The 22,993-nt window shown below is 49.0% G+C and carries 35 protein-coding genes; 30 read left to right on the top strand and 5 right to left on the bottom strand.

The window, feature by feature from the left end:
* Nucleotides 1–30: 30 nt before the first annotated feature.
* Nucleotides 31–1,281: an energy transducer TonB gene (locus DFR27_RS11825; RefSeq protein ID WP_121877691.1), complete on the bottom strand. Its 1,251-nt coding sequence runs from the start codon at nucleotides 1,279–1,281 to the stop codon at nucleotides 31–33.
* Between the two features lie 423 nt (nucleotides 1,282–1,704).
* On the opposite strand from DFR27_RS11825, the gene rpsJ reads away from it, so the two are divergent.
* The 28 genes from rpsJ (at nucleotide 1,705) to rplQ (ending at nucleotide 15,423) form a co-directional block, all read left to right on the top strand.
* Nucleotides 1,705–2,016, top strand: coding sequence for a 30S ribosomal protein S10 (rpsJ, locus tag DFR27_RS11820; protein ID WP_121877690.1), 312 nt, complete (start codon nucleotides 1,705–1,707; stop codon nucleotides 2,014–2,016).
* Nucleotides 2,017–2,125: 109 nt separating this feature from the next.
* Entirely contained in the window at nucleotides 2,126–2,758 is a 633-nt protein-coding gene (rplC, locus tag DFR27_RS11815; RefSeq protein WP_121877689.1) for a 50S ribosomal protein L3, read from the top strand.
* 11 nt (nucleotides 2,759–2,769) lie between these two features.
* Entirely contained in the window at nucleotides 2,770–3,384 is a 615-nt protein-coding gene (gene rplD / locus DFR27_RS11810; protein WP_121877688.1) for a 50S ribosomal protein L4, read from the top strand.
* Nucleotides 3,381–3,677 (top strand): 50S ribosomal protein L23, encoded by a 297-nt coding sequence (gene rplW, locus DFR27_RS11805; protein ID WP_121877687.1) that lies wholly within the window; start codon nucleotides 3,381–3,383, stop codon nucleotides 3,675–3,677. The genes rplD and rplW overlap by 4 nt, the downstream gene beginning before the upstream one ends.
* A 12-nt stretch (nucleotides 3,678–3,689) precedes the next feature.
* Complete coding sequence (rplB, locus tag DFR27_RS11800) at nucleotides 3,690–4,514, top strand: 50S ribosomal protein L2 (protein ID WP_121877686.1); 825 nt, start codon at nucleotides 3,690–3,692, stop codon at nucleotides 4,512–4,514.
* Nucleotides 4,515–4,529: 15 nt separating this feature from the next.
* Complete coding sequence (gene rpsS / locus DFR27_RS11795) at nucleotides 4,530–4,808, top strand: 30S ribosomal protein S19 (RefSeq protein ID WP_121877685.1); 279 nt, start codon at nucleotides 4,530–4,532, stop codon at nucleotides 4,806–4,808.
* A 17-nt stretch (nucleotides 4,809–4,825) separates the two neighbouring features.
* Nucleotides 4,826–5,158 carry a 50S ribosomal protein L22 gene (gene rplV, locus DFR27_RS11790; protein WP_121877684.1) on the top strand — a complete coding sequence of 111 codons (333 nt, stop codon included), beginning with the start codon at nucleotides 4,826–4,828 and terminating at the stop codon, nucleotides 5,156–5,158.
* Between the two features lie 24 nt (nucleotides 5,159–5,182).
* Entirely contained in the window at nucleotides 5,183–5,866 is a 684-nt protein-coding gene (gene rpsC / locus DFR27_RS11785) for a 30S ribosomal protein S3 (protein WP_121877683.1), read from the top strand.
* 11 nt (nucleotides 5,867–5,877) lie between these two features.
* The gene (rplP, locus tag DFR27_RS11780; RefSeq protein ID WP_121877682.1) at nucleotides 5,878–6,291 is read left to right on the top strand and encodes a 50S ribosomal protein L16; all 414 of its coding nucleotides are present in this window, start codon (nucleotides 5,878–5,880) and stop codon (nucleotides 6,289–6,291) included.
* A complete protein-coding gene (rpmC, locus tag DFR27_RS11775) occupies nucleotides 6,291–6,482 on the top strand; it encodes a 50S ribosomal protein L29 (protein ID WP_121877681.1) in 192 nt (63 codons plus the stop codon). Before rplP ends, rpmC begins: the two co-directional genes overlap by 1 nt.
* Nucleotide 6,483: 1 nt before the next feature.
* Nucleotides 6,484–6,747, top strand: coding sequence for a 30S ribosomal protein S17 (gene rpsQ, locus DFR27_RS11770; protein ID WP_121877680.1), 264 nt, complete (start codon nucleotides 6,484–6,486; stop codon nucleotides 6,745–6,747).
* Between the two features lie 46 nt (nucleotides 6,748–6,793).
* Nucleotides 6,794–7,162, top strand: a complete 369-nt coding sequence (gene rplN / locus DFR27_RS11765; protein WP_121877679.1) for a 50S ribosomal protein L14 — start codon at nucleotides 6,794–6,796, stop codon at nucleotides 7,160–7,162.
* Between the two features lie 22 nt (nucleotides 7,163–7,184).
* On the top strand, nucleotides 7,185–7,493 hold the full coding sequence (gene rplX / locus DFR27_RS11760) for a 50S ribosomal protein L24 (protein ID WP_121877678.1): 309 nt from the start codon (nucleotides 7,185–7,187) through the stop codon (nucleotides 7,491–7,493).
* Nucleotides 7,494–7,504: 11 nt separating this feature from the next.
* Nucleotides 7,505–8,044 carry a 50S ribosomal protein L5 gene (rplE, locus tag DFR27_RS11755; RefSeq protein ID WP_121877677.1) on the top strand — a complete coding sequence of 180 codons (540 nt, stop codon included), beginning with the start codon at nucleotides 7,505–7,507 and terminating at the stop codon, nucleotides 8,042–8,044.
* A 12-nt stretch (nucleotides 8,045–8,056) separates the two neighbouring features.
* Nucleotides 8,057–8,362, top strand: coding sequence for a 30S ribosomal protein S14 (gene rpsN / locus DFR27_RS11750; protein WP_121877676.1), 306 nt, complete (start codon nucleotides 8,057–8,059; stop codon nucleotides 8,360–8,362).
* A 19-nt stretch (nucleotides 8,363–8,381) separates the two neighbouring features.
* Nucleotides 8,382–8,774: a 30S ribosomal protein S8 gene (rpsH, locus tag DFR27_RS11745; protein ID WP_121877675.1), complete on the top strand. Its 393-nt coding sequence runs from the start codon at nucleotides 8,382–8,384 to the stop codon at nucleotides 8,772–8,774.
* A gap of 13 nt (nucleotides 8,775–8,787) precedes the next feature.
* Complete coding sequence (gene rplF, locus DFR27_RS11740; protein ID WP_121877674.1) at nucleotides 8,788–9,321, top strand: 50S ribosomal protein L6; 534 nt, start codon at nucleotides 8,788–8,790, stop codon at nucleotides 9,319–9,321.
* Nucleotides 9,322–9,330: 9 nt separating this feature from the next.
* Nucleotides 9,331–9,681, top strand: a complete 351-nt coding sequence (gene rplR, locus DFR27_RS11735; RefSeq protein WP_121877673.1) for a 50S ribosomal protein L18 — start codon at nucleotides 9,331–9,333, stop codon at nucleotides 9,679–9,681.
* 11 nt (nucleotides 9,682–9,692) lie between these two features.
* Nucleotides 9,693–10,202: a 30S ribosomal protein S5 gene (gene rpsE, locus DFR27_RS11730; protein ID WP_121877672.1), complete on the top strand. Its 510-nt coding sequence runs from the start codon at nucleotides 9,693–9,695 to the stop codon at nucleotides 10,200–10,202.
* Nucleotides 10,203–10,224: 22 nt separating this feature from the next.
* Nucleotides 10,225–10,407, top strand: a complete 183-nt coding sequence (gene rpmD, locus DFR27_RS11725) for a 50S ribosomal protein L30 (protein ID WP_121877671.1) — start codon at nucleotides 10,225–10,227, stop codon at nucleotides 10,405–10,407.
* A gap of 4 nt (nucleotides 10,408–10,411) precedes the next feature.
* Nucleotides 10,412–10,846, top strand: a complete 435-nt coding sequence (gene rplO, locus DFR27_RS11720; RefSeq protein ID WP_121877670.1) for a 50S ribosomal protein L15 — start codon at nucleotides 10,412–10,414, stop codon at nucleotides 10,844–10,846.
* Nucleotides 10,846–12,171 carry a preprotein translocase subunit SecY gene (secY, locus tag DFR27_RS11715; RefSeq protein ID WP_121877669.1) on the top strand — a complete coding sequence of 442 codons (1,326 nt, stop codon included), beginning with the start codon at nucleotides 10,846–10,848 and terminating at the stop codon, nucleotides 12,169–12,171. The genes rplO and secY overlap by 1 nt, the downstream gene beginning before the upstream one ends.
* Nucleotides 12,172–12,197: 26 nt before the next feature.
* Nucleotides 12,198–12,314 (top strand): 50S ribosomal protein L36, encoded by a 117-nt coding sequence (gene rpmJ, locus DFR27_RS11710; protein WP_121877668.1) that lies wholly within the window; start codon nucleotides 12,198–12,200, stop codon nucleotides 12,312–12,314.
* 136 nt (nucleotides 12,315–12,450) lie between these two features.
* A complete protein-coding gene (rpsM, locus tag DFR27_RS11705) occupies nucleotides 12,451–12,807 on the top strand; it encodes a 30S ribosomal protein S13 (protein ID WP_121877667.1) in 357 nt (118 codons plus the stop codon).
* 63 nt (nucleotides 12,808–12,870) lie between these two features.
* Nucleotides 12,871–13,263, top strand: a complete 393-nt coding sequence (gene rpsK / locus DFR27_RS11700; protein WP_121877666.1) for a 30S ribosomal protein S11 — start codon at nucleotides 12,871–12,873, stop codon at nucleotides 13,261–13,263.
* 15 nt (nucleotides 13,264–13,278) lie between these two features.
* Nucleotides 13,279–13,899 (top strand): 30S ribosomal protein S4, encoded by a 621-nt coding sequence (gene rpsD / locus DFR27_RS11695; protein WP_121877665.1) that lies wholly within the window; start codon nucleotides 13,279–13,281, stop codon nucleotides 13,897–13,899.
* A gap of 28 nt (nucleotides 13,900–13,927) precedes the next feature.
* Nucleotides 13,928–14,929: a DNA-directed RNA polymerase subunit alpha gene (locus DFR27_RS11690; protein WP_121877664.1), complete on the top strand. Its 1,002-nt coding sequence runs from the start codon at nucleotides 13,928–13,930 to the stop codon at nucleotides 14,927–14,929.
* A 110-nt stretch (nucleotides 14,930–15,039) separates the two neighbouring features.
* Nucleotides 15,040–15,423, top strand: a complete 384-nt coding sequence (gene rplQ, locus DFR27_RS11685; RefSeq protein ID WP_121877663.1) for a 50S ribosomal protein L17 — start codon at nucleotides 15,040–15,042, stop codon at nucleotides 15,421–15,423.
* 74 nt (nucleotides 15,424–15,497) lie between these two features.
* Here the strand turns inward: rplQ and DFR27_RS11680 are convergent, their stop codons facing one another.
* The 3 genes from DFR27_RS11680 to uvrA all read right to left on the bottom strand — a co-directional run bounded on the left by DFR27_RS11680 (nucleotide 15,498) and on the right by uvrA (nucleotide 19,918).
* Nucleotides 15,498–16,616 (bottom strand): ketoacyl-ACP synthase III, encoded by a 1,119-nt coding sequence (locus tag DFR27_RS11680; protein ID WP_121877662.1) that lies wholly within the window; start codon nucleotides 16,614–16,616, stop codon nucleotides 15,498–15,500.
* Between the two features lie 69 nt (nucleotides 16,617–16,685).
* Nucleotides 16,686–17,093, bottom strand: a complete 408-nt coding sequence (locus DFR27_RS11675; RefSeq protein ID WP_121877661.1) for an HIT family protein — start codon at nucleotides 17,091–17,093, stop codon at nucleotides 16,686–16,688.
* Nucleotides 17,090–19,918: an excinuclease ABC subunit UvrA gene (uvrA, locus tag DFR27_RS11670; RefSeq protein WP_121877660.1), complete on the bottom strand. Its 2,829-nt coding sequence runs from the start codon at nucleotides 19,916–19,918 to the stop codon at nucleotides 17,090–17,092. The genes DFR27_RS11675 and uvrA overlap by 4 nt, the downstream gene beginning before the upstream one ends.
* A 110-nt stretch (nucleotides 19,919–20,028) precedes the next feature.
* Here uvrA and DFR27_RS11665 point away from each other — a divergent pair, with 110 nt between their 5' ends.
* Nucleotides 20,029–21,351 carry an MFS transporter gene (locus DFR27_RS11665; protein ID WP_121877659.1) on the top strand — a complete coding sequence of 441 codons (1,323 nt, stop codon included), beginning with the start codon at nucleotides 20,029–20,031 and terminating at the stop codon, nucleotides 21,349–21,351.
* Nucleotides 21,352–21,474: 123 nt separating this feature from the next.
* The gene (ssb, locus tag DFR27_RS11660) at nucleotides 21,475–22,125 is read left to right on the top strand and encodes a single-stranded DNA-binding protein (RefSeq protein WP_121877658.1); all 651 of its coding nucleotides are present in this window, start codon (nucleotides 21,475–21,477) and stop codon (nucleotides 22,123–22,125) included.
* A 281-nt stretch (nucleotides 22,126–22,406) separates the two neighbouring features.
* On the opposite strand, the gene DFR27_RS11655 is transcribed toward ssb, so the two are convergent.
* Nucleotides 22,407–22,841: an ATP-dependent zinc protease family protein gene (locus tag DFR27_RS11655; protein ID WP_121877719.1), complete on the bottom strand. Its 435-nt coding sequence runs from the start codon at nucleotides 22,839–22,841 to the stop codon at nucleotides 22,407–22,409.
* Between the last annotated feature and the right edge of the window lie 152 nt (nucleotides 22,842–22,993).

Raw genomic sequence — 22,993 nt, 5'->3', positions numbered from 1 at the left:
AGCCTTTTTAGTTTCTGGGTTGCGGAGTTATCAGTTACGTATGCGTGTGTAGGTACTACTGCGATCTGCGCTTCGACCTGTTGATTTTGCAAGTGAGTAGACAACTCGAGTTCTAACCGCCTCGACGGCAGTCGGTACGCCGTTCACTACCATAGGCGCATAGCGATACTCGCTTATTTCTTCGAGCGAAGCCTCCTCAATGAGTCGAGTAAAGCGAGTATTCTCGTAGCTAGAGCTGCCGATATGTAATTCGCTTTCGATAATATTAAGCTCCGAAGTTTGCCCTGTGGCGTCGATGGTGAATTCTACTACCACCGAGCCCTCAACTTGTTCTCGAAGTAGTCGTTGTGGATAGATACGTGCTGGTCTATAAATGGGATATTGTTCCTCGGTTTCCGAAAACGGAACGCGTTCTGAAATAGCGATACAGTGTTCAGTTGCAAGCTCTGTTTCTCCCCTTCGAGAGTAAATGTTAACTAAGTTGGCGTGGGCTGCTAGAACATATCGATTGTCTTGCTTGCTACTTCCCTCTACTTCGAGCAGGCCGGAAAAGCTACCTTCAGCTCTTGAAAGTCGATTTTCTGACAAATAGTACATGCCCATGAGGTGGTGTGCTAATTGCCGTTTTGTTGTCTGTTCGTTGCTAGGAAAATTTTCGTCGAGTGCCTCTAGTGCGTTTTCGGCAAGCGCTCGGGACTTCGCCTTTTTTCTCTTTAGTGAAGACTCGCTGAGTACCGACGCCATCCCAAGCTGAGCTTCTACCCGCTGAATGCTTCCTTCAGGAAATAAATCAGAGGACATATCCAATGCTATATCTGCGAGTCGATTGTGGTCGTATCCATTAGGAAGGTCGTGTGAGTGTCTGAGCAGGGCTTGCGCACCTCTGTAGTACGCTGAGAAGGCTTCGTAGGGGTCGGCGCCCGCTTGCTCTAGCCCGTCGGTCAACGTAATAATAGTTTCCTCTATTCGATGGCCGCACTCACAGCTGGATTCGGGGGTCTCGCGGAGAAAAGAGAGGTATTGATCGCCAATCGTTGCAAGGCCAGGGTGGGGTGGTTGCATCCCCGCGGCGGCGTTGATAGCTTGTTCGAAATATCGTGCCGAGCTGATAGTGTTGTGATTCGCCTTCGAGATTTCAATTGCGTTAATCGTAAGATCCATGGTGATCGTTTCAGCGCTAGTATAGGTGGTCGGCACTACGCTAGTTGGAACGCCCTCGCTCAAGGCGCTAGGCGCGAGCGCTATAAGAGGGGCAAAAACTAGCCCTTTTAATATGTTCATAGTGTGTCCTACATTGATTAATTCGACATACAAGGACGAAGTAGAACATTGCCTTGTGGATCGGTCAACTAGTCGTGCTTATACTCGTTGAGCATACCTAGTTGTGCGTTGACGCTCGAGTACTCTGCACTAAAGCAGGTGGGCAATGTTGTCCGAAATAGCGACTGGTGTTTGAAAAGCGACTTGATGGATTTTCGAGGTTGCTACTGGCGGAGTGCTAGTGTCTACGAGGGTTAGTAGAAGTTCTAACTCGAGTCAAGCGTTGATGCCTTTATATGTCCTTGACATTGAACTTACGACCCAATAGAATTCGCGCTCCCATTTTAAGCTTTCGCTTGTCTTGGGAGTTTGCTGTACCTAATTTTTAGGTGCAAGAAAGAAGGAAAGCTGGCGTAAAGTCAGCATGTTATCGGAGTTTAATCAATGCAGAGCCAACGCATTCGCATTCGCCTGAAAGCATTTGATCATCGTTTAATCGATGCTTCTGCTCAGGAAATTGTCGATACTGCGAAGCGCACTGGCGCGCAGGTACGTGGTCCTATTCCTCTACCTACACGCAAAGAGCGTTACACCATCCTGGTTTCTCCGCACGTCAACAAAGACGCGCGCGATCAGTATGAAATTCGCACCCATAAGCGCATGCTCGACATCGTTGAGCCAACAGAGAAGACTGTTGACGCGTTGATGAAGTTAGATTTGGCGGCTGGTGTCGAGGTTCAAATTAGCCTCGGTTAATCGCAACCCACAACATTATACAAAGTCTAACCACCCTGGTTAGCTTAGTGTAACGCCCTAAATTGGGGCGGCCATAGAGGGTTAAGCCCCGTACACGAGAGGTGAAAACATGACAATTGGTATTGTCGGACGCAAGAGCGGTATGACCCGCGTCTTTACCGATGAAGGTGTGTCTATCCCTGTTTCTGTGATTGAAGTAGATAGCAATCGCATTGTGCAGGTTAAAACAGCCGACACTGATGGTTACAGCGCTGTGCAAGTCACAACTGGTAGCCGTCGTGCCTCCCGCGTAAACAAATCATTAACTGGTCACTTTGCTAAGGCTGGCGTAGAAGCTGGTCGTGGTCTTTGGGAATTCCGTGTTGAAGGACACGATCTCGAAGTCGGTGGTGAAGTTCCACTTGATTTGTTCGCAGCAGGACAAAAAGTAGATGTAACCGGTACGTCTAAAGGTAAAGGTTTCCAGGGCGGCGTAAAGCGCTGGAACTTTAGCATGCAAGACGCTACACACGGTAACTCATTGTCGCACCGTGCTCCTGGTTCGATCGGCCAATGCCAGACTCCTGGTCGAGTCTTTAAAGGCAAGAAAATGGCAGGTCACATGGGATCTGAGCGCGTAACTGTTCAAAGTTTAGAAATCGTTCGCGTTGACGCTGAACGCGGTCTTATTTTGATCAAGGGCGCAATCCCTGGTGCTCCGGGTTCTGACATTGTTGTCAAGCCTGCAGTTAAAGCATCCTGAGGAGGTTACCGATGGAATTGAATCTTTCTACACCAGAAGGCGCAAAGGGAACTCTTGAAGTTTCTGAAGCTACTTTTGGTCGCGAGTTTAACGCCGACCTGGTTCACCAGGCTGTAACGGCGTATCTGGCCGGTGCCCGTCAAGGTACACGCGCTCAGAAAACACGCTCAGATGTTTCAGGTGGCGGTAAGAAGCCATGGAAACAGAAAGGTAGTGGCCGCGCACGTGCCGGTACTATCCGTTCACCAATCTGGCGTGGGGGCGGTGTAACATTTGCTGCACGTCCACAAGATCACAGTCAAAAAATCAACAAGAAAATGTACCGTGCAGCAATGCAGTGCATTTTGTCTGAACTAGCCCGCACTGACCGTTTGGTTGTTGTTGAGCAGTTTGATGTTGAAGCGCCAAAAACTAAGGCGTTGCTAGCTAAGCTAGCTGCTTTTGACGCAAAACACGTTTTAATCGTGACTGAAGCCGTTTCTGAGAACCTATACCTCGCTTCACGTAACGTTCACTCTGTGGATGTTTGTGACGCAGTGTCTGCTAACCCAGTTAGCCTTGTGCACCGTGAGAAGGTCATCGTAACAGTTGAAGCCCTTAAGAAGTTTGAGGAGATGTTAGGATGAACCAAGAGCGTCTATTCAAGGTTCTGCTAGGTCCTCAGGTTACTGAGAAAGCAGCGCTAGCAGCTGAGTCTGCAAACACTGTAGTGTTCAAAGTTACAACTGATGCCAACAAGCTTGAAGTGAAACATGCTATCGAGAAGTTGTTCAACGTTAACGTTGAGTCAGTTCGTTTGTTGAACGTTAAAGGCAAGACCAAGCGTACTCGTTACGGTATTGGTAAGCGCAACGATTGGAAGAAGGCGTATGTCCGTTTGGCCGAAGGTCAAGACATCGACTTCTCGACGTTCGAGTAAGGGGTAGAGATAATGGCAGTTATTAAACGTAAACCAACATCTCCTGGCCGTCGTCACGTAGTTAGTGTTGTAAACACCGAGCTTCATAAAGGTGCTCCGTATGCGCCGCTTCTTGAAAAGAAGAGCAAGTCAGGTGGTCGTAACAACACTGGCCGTATCACTACGCGTCACCGTGGTGGTGGTCATAAGCAGCATTACCGTGTTATCGACTTCCGTCGTAACAAAGATGGTATCCCTGCAACTGTAGAACGTCTAGAGTACGATCCAAATCGTACAGCACACATCGCGCTGATTTGTTATGCCGATGGTGAGCGCCGTTACATCATTGCTCCTAAGGGCGTGAAGGCTGGCGACGTTGTGCAAAGCGGAAGCGCCGCACCTATCAAACCTGGTAACACGTTGCCACTTCGCAACATGCCAGTAGGTTCGGTTATTCACTGCATCGAATTGAAGCCAGGCAAAGGCGCGCAGATTGCTCGTTCAGCCGGTACTTCAGTTCAGTTAGTTGCTCGTGAAGGTCAGTACGCAACTCTACGTCTTCGCTCTGGCGAAATGCGTAAGGTTCCAGCTGATTGCCGCGCAACGTTAGGTGAAGTTTCTAACTCAGAGCACAGTCTACGCTCGTTGGGTAAAGCTGGTGCCACTCGCTGGCGCGGTATTCGTCCAACAGTACGCGGTGTTGCAATGAACCCAGTAGATCACCCACATGGTGGTGGTGAAGGTCGTACTTCAGGTGGCCGTCATCCGGTATCTCCTTGGGGCGTTCCAACCAAGGGTTACAAGACTCGCTCGAACAAGCGTACCGATAAGTTTATCGTACGTCGTCGCAGCAAGTAACGGAGGGTATCAAAAGTGCCACGTTCACTGAAAAAAGGTCCATTTGTAGATTTGCACCTTATGAAAAAAGTGCAAACTGCAGTTGAAGCTAACGACAAGCGCCCTGTTAAGACTTGGTCGCGTCGTTCAATGATTTTGCCAGAAATGATCGGTCTAACCATCGCTGTGCACAACGGTCGTCAACACGTACCAGTTGTAATCAACGAAGAAATGATCGGCCATAAGCTTGGTGAGTTCGCCGGTACCCGCACCTATCGCGGTCATATCGTCGATAAGAAAGCTAAGAAGCGTTAAACACTGGAGTAACGGAAATGGAAGTAGCTGCAAAGTTAAAAGGCGCGCGCATCTCAGCGCAGAAAGCTCGCCTAGTAGCAGACCAGATTCGCGGCAAGGGTGTTGAAGAAGCGCTAGATATTCTAGCTTTCAGCTCCAAGAAAGCAGCTGGTTTGATTAAGAAGGTGCTCGAGTCTGCAATTGCAAACGCTGAGCATAACGAAGGTGCGGATGTCGACGAGTTAAAGGTTTCAACAATCTTTGTCGACGAAGGTATGACAATGAAGCGTATCAAGCCACGTGCGAAAGGACGTGCTGATCGAATCTTCAAGAGAACTTGTCATATCACCGTGAAAGTTTCTGAACAGTAACTTTAGGTTGTAGGAGACCATTTCATGGGTCAAAAAGTACATCCAATCGGTATCCGCCTCGGCATTGTCAAGGATCATAATTCTACTTGGTATGCCAACAGCGGAACCTATGCTGACAATCTTAACGCTGATCTTACAGTGCGCGCCTTCATTAAGAAGAAGCTAGCACATGCATCTGTAAGCCGCGTACAGATTGAGCGTCCAGCTCAGTCAGCTCGCATTACGATTCACACGGCTCGCCCTGGTATCGTGATTGGTAAAAAAGGCGAAGATGTTGAAACTCTACGCAACGAATGCTCGAAGATGATGGGCGTTCCTGTGCAGATCAATATCGAAGAAATTCGTAAGCCGGATCTAGATGCTACTCTCGTTGCTCAAAACGTCGGTAGCCAGCTTGAACGTCGTGTTATGTTCCGTCGTGCTATGAAGCGCGCGGTACAGAATGCAATGCGTCAAGGTGCGCAAGGTATCAAGATTCAGCTAAGTGGTCGTCTAGGCGGCGCAGATATTGCTCGTACCGAGTGGTATCGTGAAGGTCGTGTGCCGTTGCATACACTTCGTGCTGACATCGATTACGGAACATTTGAAGCAATGACTACCTACGGTATCATCGGCATCAAGGTTTACGTATTCAAAGGCGAAATCATTGGCGATAACGCACCAGTTGAAGCAAAACCTGCTAAAACTGGCAAGAAGAAAGCTAAGTAAGGAGTACGCATATGTTACAACCAAAGCGTACAAAGTTCCGCAAGATGATGAAAGGTCGCAATCGCGGCTTGGCACTGCGCGGTAGCAAAGTTAGCTTCGGCGAATTCGGCTTGAAGGCAACTGGTCGCGGTCGAATCACTGCACGTCAGATCGAGGCAGCACGTCGTGCTATGACTCGTCGTATTAAGCGTGGCGGTAAGATTTGGATCCGTGTTTTCCCTGATAAACCGATTACCAATAAGCCCCTAGAAGTTCGTATGGGTAAAGGTAAGGGTTCTGTGGAATACTGGGTTGCTCAAATTCAACCAGGTAAGGTTCTTTACGAGATCGAAGGTGTCGATGAAGAACTAGCGCGTGAGGCGTTCCGCCTTGCAGCAGCTAAATTACCTGTGGCAACTACCTTTGTTAAACGGCAGGTGATGTGATGAACGCAAGTGAACTTCGTGAAAAGTCTGTCGAGGAGCTTAACTCGGTTCTCCTCGAGAAGCTGGAAGAGCAGTTCAAGCTGCGCATGCAGTACTCTACCGGCCAGCTCACCCAAACTCACTTGTTGAAGCAAGTGCGTCGCGATATCGCGCGCATCAAGACTTCGCTAACGCAAAAAGCAGGTGAATAAGATGGCTGAGCAAAATGTAGTACGTACGCTAACTGGTAAAGTAGTTAGCGACAAAATGGATAAGACTATTACTGTCCTAATCGAGCGCAAGGTTAAGCACCCGATCTATGGCAAGTACCTAGTTAAGTCTACCAAGGTCAAAGCACATGACGAAAACAACGAGAGCAAGGCTGGTGACACTGTTACTATCCAAGAGTCTCGTCCAATGTCGAAAGACAAGTCATTTACTTTGAAGTCTATCAATGAGCGCGCGGCGGGAATCTAAGCCTAGGCTTATTCTTAGCAGCGTTTGAAATTTTCGGAGTGCGATCATGATTCAGACTCAAACCTATTTAGACGTCGCAGATAACAGCGGTGCTCGCCGCGTTATGTGCATTAAAGTATTGGGCGGCTCGCATCGTCGTTATGCTGCAGTGGGTGATGTAATCAAAGTTACCGTTAAGGAAGCTATCCCACGTGGCAAGGTCAAAAAAGGCCAGGTGATGAAGGCAGTTGTTGTGCGCACCAAAAAAGGTGTTCGTCGCGGCGACGGTTCTTTAATCAAATTCGATGACAATGCAGCAGTATTGCTCAACGCCAACGAGGCGCCGGTGGGCACCCGAATCTTCGGTCCGGTGACTCGTGAACTTCGCGGTGAGAAGTTCATGAAAATTGTCTCTCTAGCGCCTGAAGTGCTGTAAGGCCTGGGAGTAAGGAAAGAGCATGGCTAAAATTAAACGTGACGACGAAGTAATCGTTATCGCTGGTAAAGACAAAGGTAAACGTGGGCGTGTTGCGCAAGTGCGCGCCGACAACCGAATTCTTGTTACTGGCATTAACATGGTGAAGAAGCACCAGAAGGCTAACCCACAGGCTGGCGTTCAAGGTGGCATCATCGAGAAGGAAGCGCCTATTCAGGTTTCGAATATCGCTATCTTCAATCCACAAACCAACAAAGCCGACCGCGTTGGCTTCCGTTTCGAAGACGGGAAGAAAGTACGTTTCTTCAAGTCTAACGGCGAAGCGATTTAAGGGGCTGGACGATGACTCACATGAAAAAGGTTTATGAAACCGAAGTAATCCCAGCACTTGTAAAAGAGCTGGGTGTTGAGAACCCAATGCGTCTTCCACGCATCACTAAGATCACCATTAACATGGGTCTTGGCGAAGCACTGGGCGACAAAAAGGTTCTTGAGCACGCTATGCGTGACCTCGAGCAGATTGCTGGCCAGAAGCCAGTATCTACTAAAGCTCGTAAGTCTATCGCTGGCTTTAAAGTTCGTGAAGGTTGGCCAATCGGCTGCAAGGTAACCCTTCGTGGCGAGCGTATGTACGAATTCCTACAGCGCTTGATTGATATTGCGATTCCACGTATTCGTGACTTCCGCGGTATCAGCCCAAAGCAGTTTGACGGTCGCGGTAACTTCGCGATGGGTGTGACTGAGCAAATTATCTTCCCTGAGATCGATTACGATAAAATCGACGCTCTTCGTGGTCTAGATATTGCCATCACAACGACTGCGCAAACCGATGATGAAGGTCGCGCCCTGCTGCGTGCTTTCAACTTCCCGTTGAAAGGCTAAAGGAGATAGAACATGGCTAAGAAATCCATGATCGCTCGCGAAGCTAAGCGCGCAAAAATGGTCGAAAAGTACGCTGCGAAGCGTACTGAAATCAAGGCTATCCTTGCGGACGCTAATGCTAGCGAAGAAGCAAAATGGGATGCACAGCTACAACTTCAAAAGTTGCCACGTGATGCAAGCCCAGTACGAAAGCAGCGTCGCTGCCGTATTACTGGTCGTCCACACGCGGTATACCGTAAGTTCGGCCTGTGCCGTAACAAACTACGCGAAGCTGCCATGAACGGTGATGTACCGGGCTTGGTTAAAGCTAGCTGGTAAGCAACAGAGGTTTTTAACTATGAGTATGCAAGATCCTTTGGCAGATATGCTTACCCGCATTCGTAACGGTCAGCAAGCAGGTAAGTTCGATGTAACTATGCCAGCTTCTAACCTAAAAGTTGCGGTAGCAGACGTTCTTAAGGCTGAGGGTTACGTAGGTAACTTCTCAGTATCTGAAGGGCCAAAAGCCGAATTAACAATTGAACTTCGTTACTTCGAAGGTCGTCCAGTAATTGAAAAGATTCAGCGCGCTAGCCGCCCTGGTCTACGTTCTTACACTGGAACTAACGATCTTCCGACAGTTAACGCTGGTCTTGGTGTCGCTATTGTCACTACATCGAAAGGTGTAATGACTGACCGAGCTGCTCGCGCTGCGGGCATCGGTGGCGAAGTCCTTTGCACAGTATTCTAAGGGGAATATTAGTATGTCTCGTATAGCTAATAATCCTGTAAGCATCCCAGCTGGCGTAGAAGTCAAGCTAGGTGCTGAGGATATCACTGTAAAGGGTGCTAACGGCACTCTAAACATGCCACTCAACGCGAACGTAGATGTCGCGCTTAACGACAACGTGATTACTTTTAAAGCACGTCATGGCGATAAGAAGAGTGTAGCAATGTCTGGTACTATGCGTGCTTTGGTCGGCAACATGGTCACTGGCGTTAGCCAAGGTTTCGAAAAGAAACTTCAGCTCGTTGGTGTCGGTTACCGTACTAAGGTGTCGGGTAACACCTTGAACCTAACTCTAGGTTTCTCACATCCGGTTGACTATGAGCTTCCGGAAGGCGTAAAAGCCGAAACTCCGAGCCAAACTGACATCGTGTTGAAAAGCGCGAATAAACAGTTACTCGGTCAAGTAGCGGCGGAGATCCGCGCATTCCGTCCACCAGAGCCTTATAAAGGTAAAGGTGTTCGTTTTGCCGATGAGCATGTCCGTCGTAAAGAAGCGAAGAAGAAGTAAGGCAAGGTTATGAGCACAAAACGTGATGCAAGACTACGCCGTGCACGTCGTACGCGCCTAAATATGCGTGAAGCGGGTGTTACCCGTTTGACAGTGCACCGCACGCCTCGTCATATCTACGCGCAAGTGATTTCAGCTGATGGCGGTAAAGTTATCGCCTCAGCATCCACTTTGGATAAGTCACTTCGTGAAGGTAAAACAGGTAACATCGAAGCTGCTGGCGCAGTAGGCAAGTTAGTTGCCGAGCGCGCTAAAGAAGCGGGTGTAACTAAAGTGTCGTTCGACCGTAGTGGTTTTAAATACCACGGTCGAGTGAAGTCCTTAGCTGACGCTGCTCGTGAAGCAGGTCTTGAATTCTAAAGGTGAGAGACATGGCAGAGCAGAAGCAAAAAGACAACAACAGCGAAGGCTTACAAGAGAAACTGGTACAGGTTAATCGTGTAGCTAAAGTTGTTAAAGGTGGCCGTATCTTCGGTTTCACCGCCCTAACTGTCGTTGGTGATGGTAACGGTAAAGTCGGCTTTGGTCGTGGCAAGGCGCGTGAAGTGCCTGTCGCTATCCAAAAGGCGATGGAAAATGCACGTCGCAACATGATCACGGTACAGCTGAAAGGTGATACCATTCAGTACCCGATCAAAGCGCGCCACGGTGCATCGAAAATTTACATGCAGCCAGCCTCTGAAGGTACAGGTGTTATTGCCGGTGGTGCAATGCGTGCTGTGCTAGAAATCGCAGGCGTACATAACGTATTGGCTAAGTGCTACGGTAGCACTAACCCAGTAAACGTTGTACGTGCGACTTTTAAGGCGCTCCAAAACATGCGTTCTCCGGAAGACATTGCCGCTAAGCGTGGCTTGTCTGTCGAAGAGATCCAAGGCTAATTTGCAGCGAGGACGAACGACAATGGCAAATAAAACCATTAAGGTAACGCAAGTTAAATCGACCGCTGGTCGTCTTGCTAGCCACAAAGCCTGCGTAGCAGGTTTGGGTTTACGTCGAATCGGCCATACTGTTGAAGTAGAAGATACTCCAGCGGTACGCGGCATGATTAACAAAGCCCATTATCTATTGAAAGTGGAGGGTTAACAGCATGCGTCTTAATACTTTAAGCCCAGCTGAAGGCCACAAGCACAGCAAGAAGCGCGTTGGTCGTGGTATTGGTAGTGGTGTTGGTAAAACTGGTGGTCGCGGTCACAAGGGTCTGAAATCTCGTTCTGGCGGTTCTGTCCGTCCAGGTTTCGAGGGTGGTCAGATGCCTATGCAGAAGCGTCTACCGAAATTCGGTTTTACTTCACGCATTGGTATTACTACTGCTGAGATCCGTACATCTGAACTCGGTTCAATTGCGGGTGATGTAGTAACTGTTGAAGCATTGAAAGATGCTGGATTAGTTGCTAAAAATATCACTCGAGCCAAAGTATTCCTTTCTGGCGACGTAAGTCGTGCAGTGACTGTTAAAGGTCTAAAGGTTTCTAAAGGCGCTAAAGAAGCAATTGAAACAGCCGGTGGCAAGGTAGAGGATTAATGACTAACCCCAGTGCAATGATGACGGGTAGTCAAAAGGGTTTAGGCGAGCTTAAGTCTCGCCTTACCTTTTTGTTATTAGCGATCATCGTATATCGAGTCGGTACACATATACCGTTACCTGGAATTAACCCTGCTCGTGTGGCTGAATTATTTAGCCAGAACGAAGGCACAATTCTAGGATTATTCAATATGTTCTCTGGTGGTGCACTAGAGCGTATGAGTATCCTTGCGCTGGGCGTCATGCCATACATCTCTGCGTCGATCATTACGCAGTTACTAACAGCGGTTATACCGTCGTTAGAAGCCCTCAAAAAAGAGGGAGAGGCAGGGCGTCGCAAGATAAGCCAGTATACCCGTTGGGGAACTCTCGTATTGGCGACCGTTCAGGGCGCTGGTATGGTGGCAGGCTTATCAGGACAAGGATTGTTTTACGCAACTGGCGTCAGCGTTACTTTGATAGCGGTAATGTCGTTAGTTGGTGGAGCGATGTTTATGATGTGGCTTGGTGAACAGATTACTGAGCGCGGTATTGGTAATGGTATATCCATGCTGATCTTCGCTGGTATCGTGGCGGGTCTCCCGTCGGCACTAGGTCAAGCGTTTGAGTCGGCGCGTCAAGGTGATTTGAACTTCCTCGTGTTGATTCTTATCGGCTTTGTTGCGATTGCGGTTGTTTGGGGTGTGGTCCGTATGGAGCGCGCGCAACGTCGCATACCAATTCACTACGCTAGACGTCAACAGGGTCGTCGACAAATGCAGCCGCAGGCTAGCTATTTGCCACTCAAGATTAATATGGCCGGTGTAATCCCAGCTATTTTCGCGAGCAGCATCTTGCTATTCCCAGCGTCAATCGCCCAGTGGGCGGGTCAATCTTCTGGATCTGAATTGCTCCAGGATATTGCATTGATGTTGAGTCCGGGGCAGCCATTGAACATTATTTTGTTCACGTTGATGATCGTATTCTTCTGTTACTTCTACACGGCGATTACCTTCAATTCGAAGGAAGTGTCAGAAAACTTGAAGCGTTCAGGTGGCAGCATCCCAGGCATTCGCCCGGGTATGAAGACCGCCGATTACTTGGATAGTGTTTTGGGACGACTAACGTTAGTTGGTGCGATTTACATTGCGGCAGTATGTTTGATGCCTCAGTTCTTGGTAGTGTTTGCGAACATTCCATTTTACTTGGGCGGAACGTCACTGCTTATCGTAGTAGTAGTTGTTATGGATTTCATGGCTCAGATTCAACAGCATATGATGTCGACTCAGTACGACGGGCTGATGAAGAAAGCCAACCTGAAGAACTACGGAAATGGTGCGCGCTAAGCGCGCCCCGTAAAGAGGAGCCGACCATGAAAGTTCGTGCGTCAGTTAAAAAGATTTGCAGAAATTGCAAAATTATTCGCCGCAAGGGCACAGTTCGCGTTATTTGTAGCGCTGAACCACGTCACAAGCAGCGTCAAGGCTAATCGATTTAGCTTTCGAAGAGAATTATTTGATTCAGCCGGATGCTTGCGCTACTATTGCGCACCTTTTAAGGGGCATCCGGCAATCTTTGATTGCTGTCGTATTGCTATATAAGCTAATTTATTGGAGTTATTTTCAATGGCTCGTATTGCTGGAGTAAACATTCCAGATAACAAGCACACTGTTATCTCACTGACTTATATTTTCGGTATTGGCCGTACTAAGTCTAAGCAGATCTGTGCGGTTACTGGAATCGCAGAAGACGCCAAAATCGGTAGTCTTTCTGAAGAGCAAGTAGATGCACTTCGTAACGAAGTGGCAAAGAACACTGTAGAAGGTGATCTTCGTCGTGAAGTTTCAATGAGCATCAAGCGTTTAATGGATCTAGGTTGTTACCGTGGTCTTCGTCACCGTCGCAGTTTACCACTTCGTGGTCAGCGTACTAAGACGAATGCTCGCACGCGTAAAGGCCCACGTAAGCCAATTAAACGCTAATCATTCACGCGTCGTGTCGACTGTGAGGTCGATACTTAGTCCTTACATTTGGAGGAAGGATCTATGGCTAAGCCAGGTGCGAAGCAAACTCGCAAAAAGGTCAAGAAGTCCGTCGTTGATGGGATCGCGCATATCCATGCGTCGTTCAACAACACCATCATCACGATCACTGACCGTCAGGGCAATGCTCTGTCTTGGGCTACCGCAGGTGGTTCAGGTTTCCGTGGTTCTCGTAAGAGTACCCCGTTCGCAGCACAGGTAGCTGCTGAGCGTGCTGGTAACGCAGCAAAAGACTACGGTCTTAAAAATCTAGACGTGGAAGTTAAAGGTCCAGGTCCAGGTCGTGAATCTGCAGTTCGTGCATTGAACAACTGTGGCTACAAAATCACTAACATTTCTGACGTGACGCCTATTCCGCATAACGGATGTCGTCCACCGAAGAAACGTCGCGTATAAGAGGAGAGCGAACCCATGGCACGTTATATTGGCCCTAAGTGCAAGCTAGCCCGTCGCGAGGGTACAGATCTATTTTTGAAGAGCGGTGTCCGTCCACTAGAGTCTAAGTGTAAGCTTGAGACGGCTCCTGGTGTACATGGCGCACGTCGTGGTCGTTTATCTGACTACGGTGTTCAGCTTCGTGAGAAGCAGAAAGTACGTCGCATGTACGGTATCCTAGAGAAGCAATTCCGTTCTTACTACAAAGAAGCAGCACGTCGCAAGGGTAATACCGGCGAGAACCTGCTACAGTTGTTAGAATGTCGACTAGACAACGTTGTTTACCGTATCGGTTACGGTTCAACACGTGCAGAGTCTCGTCAGCTTGTTTCTCACAAAGCAATCACTGTTAACGGTAAGACGGTAAACATTCCATCTTTCCAAGTTAAAGAAGGTGATGTTGTTGCTGTTCGTGAGAAGTCGAAGAAGCAGTTGCGTATCGCACAAGCTCTTGAGCTTGCTGCAAACCGCGGTACCAACGAATGGATCGAAGTAGATGCAACGAAGATGGAAGGTACTTTTAAGCGCCTACCGGAGCGTATCGATTTGTCTGCGGACATTAACGAATCGCTAATCATCGAGCTTTACTCGAAGTAAACGAATAACTAAGCCAACAGGTGTGCCAATGCAGAGTGTATTGAATGAGTTTCTTACACCACGTCATATCGACGTGCACGAGTATAGTCCAACTCACGCTAAAGTGACCTTGGAGCCATTAGAGCGTGGTTTCGGCCATACTCTTGGTAACGCGCTCCGTCGTATCCTGCTTTCTTCGATGCCAGGTTGTGCGATTGTAGAAGCCGAAATTGACGGTGTTCTACATGAGTACTCTTCTATCGAAGGTGTTCAGGAAGACGTAATTGAGATTCTTTTGAACCTCAAGGGCGTTGCTATCGTTATGGAAGGAAAGGATCGCGCAGAGATCACTATCAGCAAGAAAGGCGCTGGTGTTGTGACTGCGGGTGATATTCAGACCGAAGGCGATATGGAAATTAAGAACCCAGAGCATGTTATCGCTAACGTTAACGCGAAAGGCGAGTTAAACATTCGTATGGTCGTTGCAAAAGGTCGTGGATACGTTCCGGCTTCTGCACGCAAGAGCTCAGAAGATGAAACTCGTTCTATTGGTCGTCTGCAACTGGATGCATCTTTCAGCCCAGTTCAACGCGTCGCTTACAGTGTTGAAAGCGCACGTGTTGAACAGCGTACTGACCTCGACAAGCTAGTTTTGGATTTGGAAACAGATTCAACCCTAGACCCTGAAGAGGCGATTCGTCGCGCTGCTACTATTCTGCAGCATCAGTTGGCGGTTTTCGTTGAGCTAGAAAGCGAAGTCGAACAGGCTGAGGAAGTGAAGGAAGAGGAAATTGATCCGATTCTTCTGCGTCCAGTTGATGATCTAGAGCTTACAGTTCGTTCTGCGAACTGTCTAAAAGCAGAGAACATCTACTATATCGGTGATCTTATTCAGCGCACAGAAGTTGAGCTGCTTAAGACGCCAAACCTTGGTAAGAAGTCACTGACTGAAATCAAGGATATCCTCGCTTCACGTGGACTGTCTCTAGGTATGAAACTAGAGAACTGGCCACCTGCAAGCATTAAAGTAGAAGATCGCTTCGCTATCTAATAGCAGCGGTTCTTCTGATTCTAAGTTGAGGCGCGTTAGCGCCTTAGCTTTCTTACCTGGGGTGATGCTGTGATAGCAGCCTGTTGGTAAGCTGATTAGGAAATATTATTATGCGTCATCGTCATTCAGGTCGTAAATTAAACCGTACTGGTTCTCACCGTCGCGCTATGTTCCGTAACATGGCTGCTTCGCTAGTAGAGCACGAGTTAATTAAAACGACTTTGCCAAAAGCTAAAGAGCTTCGTGGTGTTGTTGAACCTCTAATCACGCTAGCAAAAGTTGATTCTGTTGCTAACCGTCGTCTAGCTTTCTCTCGTCTTCGTTCTGACGAAGCAGTAGGTAAGCTTTTCAACGAACTTGGTCCGCGTTACAACACGCGTCCAGGTGGTTATGTTCGTGTTCTAAAGTGCGGTTTCCGCGCTGGTGATAACGCGCCAATGGCATACGTTGAAATGGTTGACCGTCCGGTAGCTGAAGAAGCTGACGACGAGTAATCATCTAGCGCAAGCTATTAAAAAAGCCGATCATATGATCGGCTTTTTTTTGCACTAATGAAAACTGCAGCGTGTTAGTATTTCGCAATCATCTCATGATTATTTGCTGCACGCGTCGCCTTAGCGGCGTTCTTAACGCTACGCATCTCGTTAACCAACTCAAGTGCGGTCTTATCGCAAGCGGAAAGTTCAACGTCGCTGTGTGCAATGGGGGTTACCCGTTGGCCCCAGCGAATTAGATGTGAGCTCCACGTGAGTCCAGCACCGAAAGCCGGTTGCAATACAAGATCTCCGGGTTGAACCCTTCCTTCTTCAACGGCCTCAATGAGAGCAATGGGCGCAGTGGCCGCGGACATATTTCCGTAGCGCTCAATATTAACGAAGACTTTATCAGCCTCAACACCAAGCTTTTTACCAACGGCCTCAATGATTCGCACATTAGCCTGATGCGGCACGACGAGATTAATATCGTCTACGCCACAACCTGCTTTTTCGAGTGTCTCTTTACTGGCTTTATTCATGCCAGCAACGGCGCGCTTAAAGATATCTTGACCTTCGAAATTCCAAGCAACATCGCCTAACATAATGTTCTTATTGGCATACTGCCCACCATACCCAAGTACCTTAAGGATATCGCGGTGTTCACCATAACAGCCTAGTGTTTCGGAGATAACGCCTTCCTCGTTGTTGGTGGCTTCAAGTACCATAGCGGCACAGCCATCACCAAACAGTACGGCAACGTTACGATTCTCCCAATCCATTAGCTTACTTACTACTTCGCCTCCAATGACGAGTACGCGCTTGAAAACACCTGATTTGATCATGGCAGTGCCAGTGGTTAGGCCGTACATGAAGCTTGTGCAAGCGGTATTGAGGTCCATACACGCTGCTTTTGAAGCGCCAAGACGTTTTTGTACATAGGAAGCGGTATTGGGGGCAAACTCTGAAAAGCTGGTAGAGCCGAATAGGATCATGTCGATGTCGTCGGCTTCTAGGCCCGCGCAGGCGATAGCTCTGGCGGCTGCCACATAGCCTAATTCACAGAGGTCTACATGAGAGATGCGTCGCTCCTTCATCCCTGTGCGCGAGTATATCCACTCGTCATTGGTATCAAGAAAGGTAGCGAGATCGTCGTTATTCAATACCGCCGGAGGAAGGCATTTCCCCCAGCCAGAAATGGTAGCGTAGGTCATAATTCGTTACACCAGAGTAGGTTAATTTAACTGAGTTTAACATACTCTACCCGTTCGCTACGGTAATTGTTAGACCAAGCGAAGTGCTCGCCAGTACTCACAGCGCTCGGCAATGACTTCGTCGCGGGCTGATTCGCGGGCTGAGTGACCCCAAACGGGCCCCGGCCATGCCGGATCGTCCATTCTACGACCAACAATATGAAAGTGAAACTGCGCCACCACATTGCCAAGATAACCGGCATTGACCTTATCGCAGTGACGCTCGCCAAGTAGCTTCTCGCTCGCACTATTACAAATTTGTAAAAGTTGCTGTTGATGCAGACTTGGCAATTCAAAGAGTTCGGTGACGTTGGCAATCTTAGGAACAAGAATTAGCCACTCGTAGCGATGATCATTTAAAAGTCGAAGTTGAAAGGCGCTGGAATCCGCAACGAGTACGGTATCGGCTGCCAATCTTCCATCTAGCTCCCAGCTCATTTTTTCTTCTCCAACATGGGTTTGAGAAAGACGCCCGTATGTGACTTGGCGATCTGAGCGACTTCTTCCGGTGTGCCAGCGGCAACAATTTGGCCGCCACCGGAGCCGCCCTCGGGGCCAATATCAATAATATGGTCAGCCGTTTTAATGACATCCAGATTGTGTTCAATCACCACAATGGTGTTGCCGTGGTCACGAAGACGGTGCAGAACATGCAGCAGTTGCTTAATATCATGAAAATGAAGGCCGGTAGTTGGCTCATCAAGGATGTAGAGCGTCTGACCAGTGTCTCGGCGGGATAGCTCCTTGGCTAGTTTAACTCGCTGTGCTTCTCCGCCGGATAGCGTGGTGGCAGCTTGCCCTAGCCTGATATAGGTTAGCCCCACGTCAATCAATGTCTGCAGGCGATTGCGAATAGATGGTACGGCATCGAAGAACTCCAATGCCTCTTCAATGCTCATCTCAAGCACATCGTGAATATTCTTGCCCTTATAGAGGATCTCTAGTGTTTCGCGGTTATAGCGTTTACCCGAGCAGATATCGCAGGGTACATAAACGTCAGGTAAGAAGTGCATCTCTACCTTCGTTACGCCATCGCCCTGACACGCCTCACAGCGTCCACCTTTAACGTTGAATGAAAATCTACCTGGCTTATAGCCGCGTGAGCGTGCTTCTTGCGTGCCGGCGAATAGTTCCCGTATGGGCGTAAACATGCCGGTATAGGTTGCCGGGTTCGAACGAGGTGTTCGCCCAATAGGGCTCTGGTTGATATCGATACATTTATCGAAATGATCTAGTCCTGCTATGGTGCCATACTCATCGGCCTTGAGTGTGGTTGCGCGGTTTAACGCCGTGGCTGCCAACGGGTAAAGCGTTCGATTAATTAGCGTAGACTTCCCCGAGCCAGACACGCCGGTAACGCAGGTAAATACGCCTACAGGCAGCTCAAGGGTGACGTTTTGCAGGTTATTTCCTTGGCACCCGCTTAGCGTCAAGAACTGGTTATTCTTGGCGGCATTACGAACAGCGGGAATGGCTATCTCTTCCACGCCAGATAGATACTTCGCAGTAAGTGATCGCTCACTCTTTAGGATCTGTTGGTAGGTGCCTTCAGCAACAATTTCTCCGCCGTTAACGCCAGCTCCTGGGCCAATATCAACAATGTAGTCGGCGAGTCGTATGGCGTCTTCATCGTGTTCTACCACGATAACGGTGTTACCTAAATCACGCAGTCGCGTTAAGGTATTCAACAGGCGTTCGTTGTCTCGTTGATGAAGTCCAATACTAGGTTCATCAAGGATATACATAACGCCCACTAACCCTGCGCCAATTTGTGAGGCAAGGCGAATACGCTGCGCTTCACCACCCGATAGGGTATCAGCGGAGCGATTGAGGCTAAGATAATTAAGCCCCACGTCATTCAAGAATCGGAAGCGATCCTTGAGTTCCTTTAATATCTTATCGGCAATTTCGGCTTTAGCGCCGTTAAAGCCAAGCTGTTCGAAGTACTCATAGCTGCGGCCTACCGACATTTCCGTAATTTCAGAAATCGTTTTTTCATCAACAAAAACGTGTCGAGCGGCACGACAAAGTCGCGAACCGTTGCACTCTGGGCAGCTCTGCTGACTATGGTACTTGGCCATCTCTTCGCGGACTGAGTTGGACTCTGTCTCGTGGTAGCGACGAGACATGTTGGGAATGATTCCCTCGAAGCGATGGCGTCGACGGTGAACGTCGCCGCGATCATTCACATAGGAGAAATCAATTTCTTCCTTTGACCCTTGGAGAATTAAGTGATGTTGCGCTGCAGTGAGTTGCTTCCAAGGTGTCTCAACGTTAAAGCCTAGATGATCAGCCAGTGAGGTGAGGAGATGGAAGTAATACACGTTGCGGCGATCCCAGCCGCGAATCGCACCCTCGGCGAGCGACAATTCTTCGTCTTGAATGACGAGCTCAGGATCAATGAACTGACGAATTCCTAAACCATCGCAACTGGGGCAGGCACCGGCAGGGTTATTGAATGAGAATAGCCGTGGCTCAAGTTCCTTAAGGCTGTAGTCACAGATTGGGCAAGCGTATTTCGCACTCAAGAGAATCTCATCATGCTCGCCGTCAATCCAGGCAATTGTTGCTAAACCTTCAGCCAACTCTAGGGCCGTCTCAAAACTCTCGGCCAGACGAAGCTGAATGTCATCGCGAACTTTCAGTCGATCTACCACTACATCAATGGTGTGCTTCTTTTTCTTGTCTAGTTCAGGTAGGTCATCGAGGTCGGTAATGATGCCATCAATGCGAACGCGGATGAAACCTTGAGCCCGAAGCTTTTCGAACAGATGAATGTGCTCACCCTTACGCTCCCGAACTACTGGTGCCAGCAGCATGATCTTGCTGCCCTCTTCAAGGGCCAAGACGGTATCTACCATCTCTGACACTGTTCGTGCCGTCAGTGGTTCGTGGTGGTCAGGGCAGCGCGGTTCACCTACGCGGGCGTATAGTAGGCGGAGGTAGTCATAAATCTCAGTAATCGTGCCAACAGTAGAGCGGGGGTTGTGCGACGTTGATTTCTGCTCAATGGAAATAGCCGGGGATAGCCCTTCGATATGATCCATATCGGGCTTCTCCATCATCGAGAGGAACTGTCTGGCGTAGGTTGAGAGCGATTCAACGTAGCGTCGTTGGCCCTCGGCGTAGAGCGTATCGAACGCCAAGCTACTCTTGCCGGAACCTGAGAGACCAGTAATGACAATTAACTTATCGCGAGGAAGATCCAAGTCGATATTCTTTAAATTGTGGGTGCGAGCGCCGCGAAGAGAAATTTTATCCATCAGACTACCTATTTATGCCATCGGTTCAGTATACTTCGGTATTCAATTAATGGGGTAGTGAGTTTTCGTTTCGCTACACCAAAAGACCTTATACGACGAACAAGGCGAATATGTCTCAAGCTCTGATCGGATTATCTGCAGTTTATATGGTAAGAATGCTTGGCCTCTTCATGGTGCTACCTGTGTTGAGCTTGGCCTTGGACGCCTATCCCGATGCGGACGCTGAAACCATTGGTTGGGCGCTCGGCATTTACGGCGCGTCACAGGGCGTGCTGCAATTGCCACTGGCCGCTTGGTCAGACCGTGTTGGCCGTAAGCCAATCATTATTGGCGGTTTGTTGATGTTTATTGTTGGTAGTGTGATCGCCGGTGTGAGTGACTCTGTCTGGGGGATTATCATTGGTCGGGCACTGCAGGGTGCCGGAGCCATAGCTGCAACGGTCATGGCCCTATTGGCCGACCTTACCCCTGAGGACAAGCGCGCGAGAGCGATGGCTTCCATTGGTGCCAGTATTGGCGTGGCCTTTGCGCTGGCGATGGTGTTGGGGCCTTGGATCTATCACCTAGTGGGCCTGTCCGGCCTGTTCTTCGCTGGCGGATTGTTGGCGGTGGTAGCTATCTTGCTCGTGCTCGTCGTTGTGCCTACGCCACCGGAGAGATTGCTTCACAATGACGTGAAAGCTGTGGGTATTCGTGAGGTGTTAACCGGAGCAGAGTTGTTGCGTGCCGCATTGGGAGTATTTGTCCTTCACGGTGCGCTGATGGCGATATTTCTGGTGGTGCCAACGGTGTTGGCAGATTACCAGTTGGTCACTCAAGTCCAGTTGAGCTGGTTCTATTTGCTGATTATTGGAACGAGTTTTGTGGCGATGTTGCCGCTGATTATTTTGGCAGAAGTAAAGCGGCGAATGCGCGCAGCCTTGCGTGTAGCCGTGTTGGTGTTGTTAGCGGCTACTGCTGTGCTGTTTACCTCCGCTACTATTGAATGGCTAGTACTCGGGCTTTGGTTGTTCTTTGTTGGCTTTAATCTTTCCGAGGCCCTACTACCTAGTTTAGTGAGCAAGATCGCGCCGGCAGGACGACGCGGCGCAGCCATGGGGGTTTTTTCTACGGCTCAATTTACAGGCGCCTTTTTTGGCGCTGTTATCGCGGGTTCTGCGGTAGCAAATTTTGGCCCGCAAGCAGCCTATGCGGTGGCCTTTGGCGGAATGGCGATCTGGGGTTTGTGTATCAGCTTTATGGCGCCCGTTCGTTACCTTACCAACGTTTCGTGGCCGGTAACCGCTAAGACATCGGCGGAAGAACTCGCCGCATTAGTGGAGATCAGCGGCGTGGAGAGCGTTCGCTTCGATGTAGCTAGCCAGCGCGTATACTTAAAAGTAGATAAGCCTCGGTTCGATTCTAAGCAAGTGGATTTACGCCTGCAGCCCTAGGCGGGCATCCGTTCGTCAGACAATTGAACCGTCGCGAAATTCCGCTCGATTAGGTGATGCATCTAGTCGCTGACTTCGGTATTCTAGGCAATTAAATAACAAATTAAATGGCAGGTGGACACAATGGCCCGTGGTATTAATAAAGTGATCTTGGTAGGTAATTTGGGGAACGATCCTGAAAGTCGTTACACCCAGGCTGGTGCGGCCATTACCAATATCACCATCGCAACATCAGAAAGTTGGAAGGACAAGAACACCGGTCAGGCGCAAGAACGTACCGAGTGGCACCGCGTTGTGTTTTTCAACAAGCTGGCTGAAATTGCTGGTCAGTACCTGAAGAAGGGTAGCAAGGTTTATATCGAGGGATCTTTGCGCACCCGTAAGTGGCAAGATCAGCAAGGTCAAGATCGCTACACCACAGAAATCGTGGCGAATGAAATGCAAATGCTGGACAGCCGTGGTGCGGGTGCTTCAGGCAACGCAGCGGCAGTGAATACATCAGCGCCGGGTGGAGCTTACGCGGATCCGTATGCATCAGCGCCTTCTGCGCCACAGCAAAATGCGTATCAACAGCCGGCACAGCAGGCTGCTCCTCAGCAGTCAGCGCCGCAACAGCCTAGCTACCAACAGCCAGCTCCTCAACAGGCGCCTCAGCGCGCTCCGCAGGCTCAGCAGCCGCACCCGGGCCAGGCTCCGCAACAGTCTGCTCAGCGTCCAGCGCAGTCTCAGCCAGCACCAAGCTTTGATTCTTTCGATGACGATATTCCGTTCTGAATGAGATAAAGTAGTTATTGTTAAGTAACTCACAATCAGATTTACCGAATAGATTGGTTTTACAGGCAATAAATGAAAAATAAGGCCCTTTGAGTGTGTAAACATTTGAAGGGCTTTTTTTTGGTTCATCACGGCATTTAGGTAAATAAGAAGATAGACAAGGTGACGCCGTTCGCACTATGGGTTTTGTTACCAAACAAAACACGATAACAACAGCAACAGACGCCACGTATGGATTCTGCACTTTAGACATTGAATGCCGGTGCCATGAGCTGTTGGTCTTAGTCACTCGACATCAAAAATGTTTCCGATGGATCTACCAATACCCTATCACTCATACCCTGTCGCCCCAGCAACATTAGATACGTCATGTCTGACCTATCGGTGAGGGTAATCTCGATAGGCCAAGAATGCCCGCCGATATCGAGCAAGCTCCTTATGACGTATCGTTCTTCGGAGTTGCCATTCGAGGATTTAATCCTGCGGATGTCCGTTAACGGCGCTTCGCAGGAAATCACCCTGTCCACATTATGCATATCAGGATGGATGTCAAAGCTCACCACGCTCTTGCCATTTTTCTTCACTCGCTGAATGTTATCAACATGCAAGGATGATGTTTTAGCACCTGTGTCTACCCGCATATCCATCTGGGCAATACCAAGTTCTGGTAGGCTACATACTTCCAAGGCCCCCAAAATAATCTTTGAATCACTCATTCTATTAACCTTTCTGTTGAGGTACTTCATTACTAGCTGACTATCCTATTCACTCATGATGGCTAGCGGATGAACATACCTCGGTTCTAAATTCTCATACTCTTCATTCACTTTAAAGTGACGGAATACGAAGGCGGGGCGCTGGTACCCCG

This window comes from Umboniibacter marinipuniceus (genome assembly GCF_003688415.1).
Taxonomy (GTDB): Bacteria; Pseudomonadota; Gammaproteobacteria; order Pseudomonadales; family DSM-25080; genus Umboniibacter; species Umboniibacter marinipuniceus.
The sequence above is the reverse complement of the archived record's forward strand: the minus strand, read 5'-3'. Positions and strand labels throughout refer to the sequence as shown.